The organism is Paenibacillus dendritiformis (genome assembly GCF_021654795.1).
Classification (GTDB): Bacteria; Bacillota; Bacilli; order Paenibacillales; family Paenibacillaceae; genus Paenibacillus_B.
In genome coordinates this window covers 1,176,194-1,187,500 of the sequence record NZ_AP025344.1, presented here as the reverse complement: position 1 = coordinate 1,187,500, position 11,307 = coordinate 1,176,194, and the positions used below count along the sequence as shown (strand labels likewise).

Here is an 11,307-nt window from a genome sequence, read left to right as displayed (position 1 = left end):
GAAGTCTTAACGATTACATAGAAAAGCCGCTTCCCTTACCGGGGAAAGCGGCTTTTCTTCTTACATATTAAGAAGAAGGCGGATAACGCAGCACATCCCAAATGTCATCACTGGCGAAAGTGCGGGCCCAGACGGCGATACCTCCAAGGCCCAGACGATCGGCCAGCGCAATCCGCGACCGTACCGACCGCTCGTCTTCGATCCAAATCCGCTGCAAATTCCCTTCTTCCTTGTACTCAACATAATGCTGCCCCGCCGATTCATCAAATTCCGGCTTCAGCTTCTTATCCGCCAATATATCTTGAATCGATTGCATGCCCAAGGCCTTAGAGCTCACCTTCGTCTCTCCGTCCTGCACTTCTTCGGTCCAGATCCGGGTATACAGCGGCATGCCCAGCACCAGCTTATGCGCCGGCACATTGTCTTCATTCATAATTCGCGTCACCGCTTGCTCGGTCCAAGGCAGGGAGGCCACGGAACCGGCGACAGGACTTGCCGCCCAATGCTCATCATACGCCATGACCATCATATAATCGACAAGTTGGCCAAGAGCTTCCCGGTCCAGAAATTGGGACCATCTGCCGCTCTCCGACTTTGCCGTCACATCGATGGACGCGACAAGGCCTTTGGCATGAAGCTGAGGGACAAGCTCTCTAACGAACTGGGTCAACTTATTCCGATCCTCGACATTCACATTTTCAAAATCCAGATTGATTCCATCCGCCTGATAACGTTCCGCCAATACAAGCAGTTGACTGATGGTACGGTTCCGGCGTTCGAAGGTCGAGAGGGCTTCGGTCGTCCGCTCCGGTTCGAAGCTGTTGCTGTACAGCGCCCATACCTGCTTGCCGTTCCGGTGCGCCCATTCGGTCAGACTCCGGTCTGCCTTGCTGTGAACATTCCCTTCGTCATCCTCCAGACTGAACCAGGTCGGACTGATGACATTCGTGCCCGGCATGTTCGGCAGCTTGGACGGGTCTGGATTGCGCGAATAGACGGCTTCCCAAGCCAAGCTTACGGGGTTCTTCTCCTTGACGAACCGCGGCTGCGGCGCCTCCGGAGCATGAGGAACGGTATGTGTGTCCCCCGGCACGACATCGTCGGCCGCCACATACCCCAATGTCCCGTCATCTGCCTCTACCCGGAGCCAGTCTCCGCTCTCTTCCCAAATGGTCACCGCGGACTCGCTCTTCAAATCGGCGATAATCGGCGACTTTTTGTCGGCCCGCTGCCTCATCGGAACCGTGTCTTCCGGCTGGCGCAGCTTCACGATCATTCCCGCTTGGAGCGTCTGGCCCGGCATTCCGAACTGCACCGCTCCGTTCGCCGGATACTGCTTCACTTCAATCCCGTACAGTTCTTCCAGCACAGATGCGGGAACATGAACCGTATTGCCGATGCGGACGGCAGCCGCAGGCCACTCCTTCGGACTTCCGTTCAGCGTACCGCCCCGCTCGTCCAGCGGCATCGAAGCCGCCATAATCGGGCTTGTCAAAATCACCGTGCCGCTCTCCTCTTCAAATGTGACCGGCAGCAAGCCATCCAGCGCCTGCACCGGAATAAGCAGGTCTTTCCCCTGTCCTCTCGTGCCGTATCCGCTCCAGATCCCGTTATAGGTGAGGGGCTGCTCAACTTGCCGCATCTCGGATTCCGCCCGCTCATGGCCAGGCCACCACTCCGACCATCCTTTCCATACGCATACGGACAAAATAATGACTCCGATCATAATGATAAGACATCCGCCGCAGCCGCCTTTTTTGCGCGTGCGGCCGCTTCCCGGCCCGGCCGCATGCCTTCCGTCGGCTGCTCTTCCGTGCCGGCGCTCTCCCCGGTAACTCATGTTGTCTTTCCTCCCACTCCCAAGTCTAACATCTCCCTGTAAAAAGAAAACGCGCAAGCAAAATCTGCTGCGCGCATGTATGATTCAACTGACTTCCGGAACAATCCCGTTACTCCTTGGCAGCCGAGGCCGCACACGATTGGCACACGCCGTACACTTCCATGCGGTGTCCCCGTATGAAGAAGCCCGTCCGCTCGGCGGCTGTCTCCTCTACCGATTGCAGAGCCGGCAGCGTGAAATCGACGATCTTGCCGCATTGCTCGCATATCGCATGATAATGATCGGAGACATTGGCGTCGAACCGGCTGGAGCTGTCTCCATATGTCAATTCGCGTACCAGGCCGGCTTCAATGAACAACTTGAGGTTGTTGTAGACCGTGGCTACGCTCATGCTCGGAAACTTCGGCTCAAGCGCCCGATATATCTCATCCGCCGTCGGATGGTTCATTGCATCCATCAAATAGGTTAAAATCGCATGGCGTTGTGGCGTAATGCGTACTCCGGACATTTTCAATTGTTCCAATGCATGTTGAACCCGTGTCTTCATCCTGTCCACCGCCTTCTACGCTCATGATTAATTCGGGTTGTCTGATCTACATTGTAACGATTCTCAGAAAATAATATCTATATGTCCATTGTACGGTTATCTTTTTCGATTTGTCAATGTTAATCTGACTCGGACGCCCGCGACTCCGTGATCATCTCCGCAGAACACGAAGGTTCCCATTCGTCTGGAAGACGATTTCATGCATCCCGCTACCCAGAGTGCCTTCCATATAATTATCGCCAATATCCAGCGGAAAATCGGAAGTAATATCGCCAAATGTATTCCTGGCGGATACCTTGGCATCGGCGTTATCCGGAAGATGAACCGTCATGTCCCCCGCCAGGCTGAGAAGCTTCCAATGTCCTCCGACGATCTCCGATTCAACCAGCACGTCCCCGCTCAGCGTCTCCGCTTGAACGGAACGTCCCACACGGCTAATATCGATATCGCCGCTCTTCGTGTCCGCGGTCACATTCCCCTCAATATCATGGATGATGATCTCTCCCCGAGCCGTATCCGCGATCAAATCCTGCCGAATGCCCTTCACGACGATATCTCCGTCCCAAGTGCGCGCTTGAACGGAGTCTTCGATATGGGCAATCTGGATCGATCCGCTTCTCGTCTCGGCGGCGACGGCCCCCCGAAGCTCACGGATATCAATCAGCCCGTCGCCCAGTTGAACATCAACCTTCCACGCCGCCTCATCCGGAATCGTAATGCTGAGATCGATCCGGACGAGCTGTTCATTCGCGGCAGAACGCGCCGGCACCCCTTCGATGCGAAGCACGTGTTCCGCAGCGGACTCCACGATATCTACGCGGGATTGGTCTGCCAGCCGCTCGGCCTCTTCCCTGGGCAAGCTGCTGACGATTACCGTCCGCTCCACCTCCACGTCCGCTACGTTCCCGCTCCGTATCGATACATTGCCATTCCGATTGCGAACGGCAAGCTCACGAATCGATTGGCCTTCGACGGAATAAGCGAGAGCAGGCTGCTTGAACTTCATTCCTTCGGCGAGCTTCATTTCCTTCATCATCGAAAAATCGAACTGAATGCTCCGCACCCAGTCCCTGAACAGATAAGGCTGGGTAATCATGAACACCGCCACGGATAAAAAGATGGCGGCGAACATGCCGAGCCAATCGATCTTCCAGCTTCGCTTCCCGTCCGGGCTTCGCCCGCGCTTGGCGCTCACCATCATCTCCAATCCCCACAACACGAAGATGCAGGGCCACCACACGAGCAGAAGCCGGATGCTGCGGAGGCCGAATAATTGATCGGCGAGCACCATCACGCCGACGGTGACTATCAACAAGGCTGCAGTAATCCGGCCTACCTTTATCAAGTATGCCCCAACTCCTTATGATCGGCTAGCGTCTTTTGCGCGATTCCTTAAGCAGCAGAAAAATCCCTCCGCCGATAAGCACCGCCGCTCCAGCGTAAGAGCCGGCATTGCTGAAAAACCAGCGCAGCCAGGCCGGGTCCACCGTGAACAGCAGCAGAACGAGGCCGCCGAACAGGAGCAGCAGGCCAAGCCAAGGGCCTTGCTTCACATTGGCGGCACCCAATCCATATACCGCCTGCTGGTTGACGCGTTCCGTACTCTGCAATGCGTCGAACAGATTGAAGAAATAAATGACGGGCAGCATCAGGGCAAGCAGCACGATGAGCGGCACATTCACCCGGGCATCGGTCGCGCTGAAATAGACAATCGCTACAATATCCAGAGCGAGCAGCATCATAATGAGCAGCCCCCGCTGCATCAAGCCCAAATAAAAATGACCGCTTCCCGGAAAAATAAAGGACAGCAAGACCGATAAAAATTTGCTCTTGCGCTGCGGCTGCGTTCCATATACGGGAGGTACAGGAGGCATTCCATCATACGGCGGAAAATTGCCAGGCTGCTGGTGCTGACGCTGCTGATGCTCCAGATTCGCCATTCTCCGCCGGAGAAATTGCTCTTCTTCTATGTCCCAATCCGGCGTGCGGATATGATCCATTCGCTGGCGTTCCATCTGCTCCGCCACCTGTGGTTCCTTGTCTCTGCGGCCTCCGTCGTTCATTGTATTCATTCCTCCCTTGCAATCATACGGCTCCGACCGACTCGTTCCATACATTTTTGAACAGCGCTTTGGCCCGGTACAAGCGGGTCTCGACCGTCCGCACGGGCATTTTCAGCTGTTCGGCAATCTCGGCGTAAGAGCGCTGGCGCATATGATAGAGCACCATCACCGTCCGGTACTTGTCCGGAAGGCTGCCTAAGGTCCGGCGGACCTGCTCGCACCGCTCGCGCTTGATCACCCATTCCTCCGGCATCGCTTCCTCATCCTGATGCGGAAGGGCTACGATCGTGTCAGGCTCCAGCCGATCGGCGGCTCCCCGTCTCTGTCTCCGCAGCGAATCGATAAGCTGGTTCCGGGTAAGCCGGTACAGCCACGTCGTCCATTTCGAATCCCCGCGAAACGTATGAAGCCGGCGGTATACTTTGACGAAGACTTCTTGCGCGATGTCCTCCGCCAGATGCCGGTCCTGAACCGTTTGACAAATACAAGTTAACACAAAGGGGCGGTGTCTTTCCACCAAAATGCGCATCCCCTCTTTATTGCCGCTCAAAATAAGCTGTACAAGCTGTTCATCTGATTGATTCCGCAATTCACGTTCCACGATAGCCGACTTCCTTTCCGTTCTCCACGATGGCAGCCTGCCGGGCTGCCTCTCCGATATCCTGCCTTTATTGTAAGGCGGACGGGGAAACGAAAGAAACCTTCCCGGGTCCAGGAAGGTTTCACCGACTTTAGTCTAGTCCCAATTGCGCCGATTGCCGGGGATGCGGCTATTCAACCGTTACGGAACGTACGCCGGACATCTGTTCGACTTGGGTCGTGAATGCAAAAATTTCGAATTGCCGGGGTACCATAAGAACAACTTGAACTTCGGTATGCTTGATATCCGGACCCTCGTAGGGGCGATTGAGCAAGCGCTGCGTCGTCACTTTTTTGACCTGAATCTGCTGTTCGTTCAAAAATTCGTGCAGCTGATGGAGAAAATGGGAGGCTCCGTCCGTCTCCAGCGTAAGGACATAGGTTTTCTTGCTTGCAAAGTACCGCTGTTCAATCTTGTTGAAGACAAACAGATTGACGATGACGAGCACCGTGGCTGCCACGGCGGCGAAATAAAATCCGGCCCCGACGGCGAGGCCGATAGAAGCAACAACCCATAAGGAGGCGGCCGTCGTCAGACCGGCGATGGATTTGCCCGTAAAGATGATCGTGCCCGCTCCAAGGAATCCGATGCCCGTAATGACCGCCGTCGCAAGACGGGCCGGGTCGACCCTGACATTGCCCTCATAGACGAATTGAGCAAAGCCATAAATGGACAACAGCATAATCAAGGCCGAACCGAGACACACGAGAATATGCGTGCGCAAGCCCGCAGGATGATTCGCCTGCTCCCGTTCCAAGCCGACCAAGCCGCCCAGCAGCATCGCCAGGAACAAGCGCATCATCAGCGAGACATTGTCAATAACCCAAGGATTCGAGGCATCGACTATTTCTCCCATCCAGGACCGCCCTCCTTCGACACCCGTTCCAGATGGCGAAGATAGACACCGGGTGCAATTTCTTCTTCGTCCCGAAATTGGAATCCCGCTCGCTCATATAACCGGAGGGCGGGAGTATTGCGCGCTCCCGTGGCAATGCGGTGGACCGGAAATCCCGGAATCTGCAGAACATGCTCCAGCAGACGGGAACCGATCCCTTGCCGGAAAGAGCGGGGATGGACCATCAGGCGGCAAATATCGATGACCTCCGGTTCCGGCACCTCATACGAGATGGCTCCGACCAGTTCGGCATCATCCCACCAGCCGTAGAAGGTTTCCTTGCACTGCCTCAGATCTTCGATCGTATCCATCAGCGGAGGAATCCGGTCGAAGCCGAGAAGATCCGCTTCGATGCGATAGGCGCTTTGCTGCAAATACCATAATTGTTCTAGAGTCTCGCGATCATTCATGTCCAATTGGCGAAGCACAATCATTCCCCCACAGACCGTAATTTGTATTGCTCTACCTATCTGTAAGCAAAAAAAGGCGAAGTATGCGCCAAGCTCCTTCATTTGTATCGATGAAAAAACTGCAACGCATGCTCCGCCTTGCGGACTGCTATATCACAGCCGGCATTATTGGCTGTTCAGACATTGGACCAGCAATTGATTCACGAGCCCCGGATTCGCTTTGCCCTTCGTCTCCTTCATCACCTGGCCGACGAGGAAGCCGATCGCTTTTTGCTTGCCGGCTTTATAATCCTCGACCGATTGCAGATTGGACGCGATGATTTGCTGCACGACAGCCAGAATGGCGCCTTCGTCGCTGATTTGCACCAGTCCTTGCTCCTCGACGATCGTTTGCGGCCGCTTGCCGGATTCGAGCATTTCCTTGAATACCGTTTTTGCGATTTTCGTGCTGATGGTGCCTTGCTCAATCAGCCCGATCATTTCCCCGAGCCCTTGTCCGTCCAGCTTGACGGCTTCGATTTCAAGACCGCCTGCATTCAGATAGCCCAGCAGATCTCCCATAATCCAGTTCGCCACCGCTTTGGCATCCTTCGTATAGGGAAGGCTGTCCTCGAACAGGTCGGCGAGCTTTTTGGAGGAGGTGATGACCTCGGCATCATATCCGGACAAGCCGTAATCGGCGGTATATCGGGCCTTCCGGGCATCCGGCAGCTCCGGAATCGTGGCGCGGATGCGCTCCTTCCATTCATCGTCGATGACGATGGTAACTAGGTCCGGATCCGGGAAGTAGCGGTAGTCATGCGCTTCTTCCTTGCTGCGCATCGACAGCGTCCGTCCCTGGGCTTCATCCCACCGGCGCGTCTCCTGCACCACCTGGCCGCCCTCGTCGAGAATATCGGCCTGGCGCTCCTCTTCATATTCGAGGCCGCGCTGCACGCCGCGGAAGGAGTTCATGTTCTTCAGCTCGGCCTTCGTTCCGAATTCCTTCTGCCCGTACGGGCGAAGGCTGATATTCGCGTCGCAACGGAGAGAGCCTTCCTCCATCTTGACGTCGGATACTTCGCAATATTGCATGATGGCCTTTAATTTTTCCAAATAAGCCTTGGCTTCTTCCGGGGAACGCAGATCCGCCTCCGACACGATCTCGACCAGCGGCGTGCCTACCCGGTTGAAATCGACGAGCGAAGCATAGCCGCCGTCGACGTGCGTCAGTTTGCCGGCATCCTCTTCCAGGTGCAGGCGATTGATGCGGATTCGCTTCGTCTCGCCGCCGACTTCGATGTCGATCCAGCCGTTCTGCCCGATCGGCTGATCATACTGCGAAATCTGATAAGCCTTCGGCGAGTCTGGGTAGAAATAATTTTTGCGATCGAATTTGCTCACGGACGCAATCTCGCAGTTCAGCGCCATCGCAGCCTTCATCGCATATTCGACCGCCTGGCGGTTCAGCACCGGCAGCACGCCCGGATGCCCGAGACAGATCGGGCAAGTATGCGTGTTCGGCGGCGCCCCGAAGGCGGTGGAGCAGCCGCAAAATATTTTGGATTCGGTGCGAAGCTCAACGTGAACTTCCAGTCCGATGACCGTCTCATATTTAGCACTTGGCATGTCGTAAGCCTCCTCTATGACAACTGCGGACGCAGCTTGTGATGATCGGTATTCTGCTCGAACGCATGCGCCGCGCGCAGCACGGTCGCCTCATCGAACGCCCGTCCGATCAGCTGCAGTCCTACCGGCATGCCGTCCGCCAATCCGCATGGAATGCTGATCGCCGGCACGCCCGCCAAGCTGACTGGAATCGTCAAAATATCATTCAAGTACATTTGAAGCGGATCGTCCACCTGCTCGCCCAAGCGGAAGGCCGTCGTCGGCGCCGTCGGCCCGAGCAGAATGTCATACTTCTCGAATGCCCGTTCGAAGTCGCGCTGAATCAAGGTGCGAACCTTCTGCGCCTTCAAATAGTAGGCGTCATAATAGCCGGAGCTGAGCGCATAGGTTCCCAGCATGATGCGCCGCTTCACTTCCGGGCCGAAGCCCTGGCTGCGCGACTGGAGATACAGCTCGAGCAGATTGCCCGGCTGCTCCGCGCGAACGCCGTAGCGGACCCCGTCGAAGCGGGCCAGATTGGACGACGCTTCGGATGAAGCGAGCAGGTAATACGTCGCCACGGCATATTCCGTATGCGGCATGGACACCTCTTCCCAGGTCGCGCCTAATTGCTCGTACACCTTCAAGGCGGCAAGCACCGCTTCCTTCACCTTCGGATCGACGCCCTGCCCGATATATTCGGACGGCACGCCGATGCGCAGGCCGCGAACCTCTCCGCTCAAGGCCGCCGCATAATCGGGAATGTCCACCTTGGCCGAGGTGGAATCCATCGGGTCGTAGCCGGCGATGGCCTGAAGCACGTGCGCGGCATCCTCTACATTGTTCGTCAGCGGCCCGATCTGATCAAGGGAAGATGCGAACGCGACGAGGCCGAAGCGCGATACGAGGCCATAGGTAGGCTTCAAGCCGACGATGCCGCAATAGGACGCCGGCTGGCGGATCGATCCGCCCGTATCCGAGCCAAGGGCGAAGCTGACCTGGCCGGCAGCCACCGCCGCCGCCGAGCCGCCGCTTGAACCGCCCGGTACGCGCTCCAGATCCCAAGGATTGCGGGTCGCCTGGAAAGCGGAGTTCTCATTGGAGCCGCCCATGGCGAACTCATCCATATTAAGCTTGCCGACCGTAACGACGTCCGCTTCCTTCAGCTTGCGGGCGACGGTTCCGTCATAGACCGGCTCATAGTTCTCGAGGAAGCGGCTGGCGCATGTCGTGCGCATCCCTTCGCTCACGATATTATCCTTCAGGCCGGCCGGAATGCCGGCCAGCGGATGAAGCGCCTCGCCCGCGGCCCGGCGCTCATCGATGCGCTTCGCCTGCGCCTTGGCCCCTTCTTCATTCAGCGTCAGGAACGCCTGCACCCGTCCGTCGGTCTGCGCGATGCGCGCAAAAGACGCCTCCGTCAGCTCGGCTGCGGATACTTGGCGGTCTGCCAAAGCTTGTCTGGCTTGTGATATCGTCATATCCAACAATGTCAATGCGGTTGCCCCCTCTCTCTTTACTCCAGAACCGCCGGAACCTGGAATTGGCCGTCCTCTTCCTGCGGCGCGTTAAGCATGACTTTCTCTATCGGCAGCGATGGACGAACGGCATCGTCACGCATCACGTTGCGAATCGGCAGAACATGCGTTGTCGGCGGCACGTCATCCGTATCCAGCTCGTTCAACTTCTCTGCGTACTTCAGAATCGCGTTCAGCTGCTCGGTATAGCGCGCTTTTTCTTCATCGGTTAAATTGAGCCGTGCCAGCTTGGCTACGTGCTCGACGTCTTGTACCTGAATGCTCATCGGCAACCTGTTCCTCCTTGTCCCAATTGGGCCAAATTCATCCCTCTATTATATCCTAGAAGCGTGGGCAACTCAACGCTGGCTTCCATTAATGCGGCGCAGCGCCGCGTTTTCCGCCGCCCCGCAGCGGTATTAGCTTGCTGGCATCCCCTTGCCGCCGCCTTCTCGATACAAGAAAGTCCAAGGGATTTTTTCGGCAATCTATACTCTATTCGGACTCGTCTCTTCGTAGAAAAATGGATTTAATACGCTCTGCTCGGAGTGCCAAGTTTGATTAGTAAAAGAGAATCTCTACTCCTTCCGAAAAATGAAGGGGTTCCAACGGCCTCAAAACTGCACAATATCCTTAGATACGTCTATCCGGTAGGCGAATTCTGCATAACTGCATGATTTCTCCAGACACGCCGATTCAAAAGCGAAATCCGCATAACTGCATGATTTCTCAAGGCCCGCTTATAAGGCACACTTATTCGGTAAGCCTGTTCGGCAAGCAAAATCCTGCGCAAATACAGCAATTCGATAGGGACGGCTTCACCAGAAAGGGAATCCTGCAAAACGGCACCAATTTCACCCGTTTCGCTTCGACTTGGAGCAAAAAGGCCTAAAATGATGTAGCTGTGCAGCATTTCCTCGGGATGTGGACGCATTGAGCCGAAATTCCTGTAAAATAACAGCAATTCCCTCCACAAGTTTAAGCCCCAGGAGGAAACGACGCTTCCAGGAGGAAATGACGCTTCCAGAAGGAAACGAGGCCTCCTAGAGCCAACGAGCCTACAGACAGCGATAATGCCTCCCGGATCCGGCGCAGTCTCTTGAAGCCCGTAAATCAGACCGTTGAGAAAGACATAGGTTTTTTTGGGGAGTTTTGGGCGATTCATTTTTTATGTGGTAGACCCGTGTCTCTCAATAGAAAAAATCGATGTACAGCGCTCTGGGCCGCAAATTTTTATCCAAAAAAGTTTCGTTTCAAGATGTTCCTCTCCGTATCCTAACCTGGCCAAAAACAGAAACAAGCGGAAGACCTGCTTGCACCCAAACAAATTTATAAAGTCTATCCTATCAAAAAAGCACCGGTCGCACGTTACCCTGTAACGCACACCGGTGCTCTTCCTTATATCCATGCGCGCAGGTTGACTTGGCGGATGAACTCTTCCTGAGACATCGCTTCTTCCTGCTCGTTCTCTTCCTTCTGGTCTTCTTCCGCATCTCCGTTCATGATCCGTCGGAACAGAGACTCATTGTGAGTAGCCAGTGCATAGTCGATAAGCGCTTCCCGTTCGATGCGGTCCGCTTCCTGCTGCAGCAGCAGGCCTTCCTGCTCGACGTCAGACGCCGGCACGAAGAAGTTGCGGTTTGCTCTCGGCACCCGGATGACGTAATCGAATGCGTTATCCGCATTGCGGTCATAGGCAATGATATAGCCATATTCCCCGATAGGCAAATGTTGTTCGAAGCGGTCGGCAACAATGACTACTTTCTCTCCCAAATGCAGCATTGTCCATGCCTCCCATCCATATGCTG

General features: G+C 55.6%; 13 protein-coding genes (1 of these 13 running past the window's edge). 1 reads left to right on the top strand and 12 read right to left on the bottom strand.

Translation table 11 applies throughout. The annotated features are described in order from the left end of the window. Positions 1 to 10: the 3' end of a DUF2614 family zinc ribbon-containing protein gene (locus L6439_RS05130; protein ID WP_213471481.1), read on the top strand. 389 nt of this gene lie to the left of the window's left edge; the window shows 10 of its 399 coding nt (coding positions 390-399); its start codon lies off the left edge, out of view; it ends in the stop codon at positions 8 to 10. Positions 11 to 67: 57 nt separating this feature from the next. Here L6439_RS05130 and L6439_RS05125 read toward each other — a convergent pair whose 3' ends face one another. The 12 genes from L6439_RS05125 to L6439_RS05070 form a co-directional block, all read right to left on the bottom strand. Next, positions 68 to 1,840, bottom strand: a complete 1,773-nt coding sequence (locus L6439_RS05125) for a glycosyl hydrolase family 18 protein (RefSeq protein WP_213471480.1) — start codon at positions 1,838 to 1,840, stop codon at positions 68 to 70. A 109-nt stretch (positions 1,841 to 1,949) separates the two neighbouring features. Continuing rightward, positions 1,950 to 2,387, bottom strand: coding sequence for a peroxide-responsive transcriptional repressor PerR (gene perR, locus L6439_RS05120; protein WP_168181592.1), 438 nt, complete (start codon positions 2,385 to 2,387; stop codon positions 1,950 to 1,952). Positions 2,388 to 2,538: 151 nt separating this feature from the next. Then, positions 2,539 to 3,732, bottom strand: a complete 1,194-nt coding sequence (locus L6439_RS05115; protein ID WP_213471479.1) for a DUF4097 family beta strand repeat-containing protein — start codon at positions 3,730 to 3,732, stop codon at positions 2,539 to 2,541. A gap of 25 nt (positions 3,733 to 3,757) precedes the next feature. Continuing rightward, positions 3,758 to 4,450, bottom strand: coding sequence for a hypothetical protein (locus L6439_RS05110; RefSeq protein ID WP_213471478.1), 693 nt, complete (start codon positions 4,448 to 4,450; stop codon positions 3,758 to 3,760). A gap of 22 nt (positions 4,451 to 4,472) precedes the next feature. Beyond that, the gene (locus tag L6439_RS05105) at positions 4,473 to 5,051 is read right to left on the bottom strand and encodes an RNA polymerase sigma factor (protein ID WP_168181595.1); all 579 of its coding nucleotides are present in this window, start codon (positions 5,049 to 5,051) and stop codon (positions 4,473 to 4,475) included. A gap of 169 nt (positions 5,052 to 5,220) precedes the next feature. Further along, positions 5,221 to 5,946, bottom strand: coding sequence for an MgtC/SapB family protein (locus L6439_RS05100; protein ID WP_168181596.1), 726 nt, complete (start codon positions 5,944 to 5,946; stop codon positions 5,221 to 5,223). Continuing rightward, entirely contained in the window at positions 5,934 to 6,419 is a 486-nt protein-coding gene (locus L6439_RS05095) for a GNAT family N-acetyltransferase (protein WP_168181597.1), read from the bottom strand. Before L6439_RS05095 ends, L6439_RS05100 begins: the two co-directional genes overlap by 13 nt. A gap of 141 nt (positions 6,420 to 6,560) precedes the next feature. Beyond that, on the bottom strand, positions 6,561 to 8,003 hold the full coding sequence (gene gatB / locus L6439_RS05090; protein ID WP_213471477.1) for an Asp-tRNA(Asn)/Glu-tRNA(Gln) amidotransferase subunit GatB: 1,443 nt from the start codon (positions 8,001 to 8,003) through the stop codon (positions 6,561 to 6,563). Between the two features lie 14 nt (positions 8,004 to 8,017). Then, the gene (gene gatA / locus L6439_RS05085; RefSeq protein WP_374043242.1) at positions 8,018 to 9,463 is read right to left on the bottom strand and encodes an Asp-tRNA(Asn)/Glu-tRNA(Gln) amidotransferase subunit GatA; all 1,446 of its coding nucleotides are present in this window, start codon (positions 9,461 to 9,463) and stop codon (positions 8,018 to 8,020) included. Between the two features lie 35 nt (positions 9,464 to 9,498). Then, a complete protein-coding gene (gatC, locus tag L6439_RS05080; RefSeq protein WP_168181600.1) occupies positions 9,499 to 9,786 on the bottom strand; it encodes an Asp-tRNA(Asn)/Glu-tRNA(Gln) amidotransferase subunit GatC in 288 nt (95 codons plus the stop codon). A 356-nt stretch (positions 9,787 to 10,142) separates the two neighbouring features. Then, complete coding sequence (locus L6439_RS05075) at positions 10,143 to 10,433, bottom strand: hypothetical protein (RefSeq protein ID WP_213471475.1); 291 nt, start codon at positions 10,431 to 10,433, stop codon at positions 10,143 to 10,145. 464 nt (positions 10,434 to 10,897) lie between these two features. Then, positions 10,898 to 11,281, bottom strand: coding sequence for an ATPase (locus L6439_RS05070; RefSeq protein WP_168181601.1), 384 nt, complete (start codon positions 11,279 to 11,281; stop codon positions 10,898 to 10,900). Between the last annotated feature and the right edge of the window lie 26 nt (positions 11,282 to 11,307).

Excerpts from the sequence above, each read along its gene's own strand:
- L6439_RS05125 (WP_213471480.1), bottom strand. The coding sequence starts at position 1,840 with ATGAGTTACCGGGGAGAGCGCCGGCACGGAAGAGCAGCCGACGGAAGG.
- perR (WP_168181592.1), bottom strand. The coding sequence starts at position 2,387 with ATGAAGACACGGGTTCAACATGCATTGGAACAATTGAAAATGTCCGGA.
- L6439_RS05110 (WP_213471478.1), bottom strand. The coding sequence starts at position 4,450 with ATGAACGACGGAGGCCGCAGAGACAAGGAACCACAGGTGGCGGAGCAG.
- L6439_RS05100 (WP_168181596.1), bottom strand. The coding sequence starts at position 5,946 with ATGGGAGAAATAGTCGATGCCTCGAATCCTTGGGTTATTGACAATGTC.
- L6439_RS05095 (WP_168181597.1), bottom strand. The coding sequence starts at position 6,419 with ATGATTGTGCTTCGCCAATTGGACATGAATGATCGCGAGACTCTAGAA.
- gatB (WP_213471477.1), bottom strand. The coding sequence starts at position 8,003 with ATGCCAAGTGCTAAATATGAGACGGTCATCGGACTGGAAGTTCACGTT.
- gatA (WP_374043242.1), bottom strand. The coding sequence starts at position 9,463 with ATGACGATATCACAAGCCAGACAAGCTTTGGCAGACCGCCAAGTATCC.
- gatC (WP_168181600.1), bottom strand. The coding sequence starts at position 9,786 with ATGAGCATTCAGGTACAAGACGTCGAGCACGTAGCCAAGCTGGCACGG.
- L6439_RS05075 (WP_213471475.1), bottom strand. The coding sequence starts at position 10,433 with ATGCGTCCACATCCCGAGGAAATGCTGCACAGCTACATCATTTTAGGC.
- L6439_RS05070 (WP_168181601.1), bottom strand. The coding sequence starts at position 11,281 with ATGCTGCATTTGGGAGAGAAAGTAGTCATTGTTGCCGACCGCTTCGAA.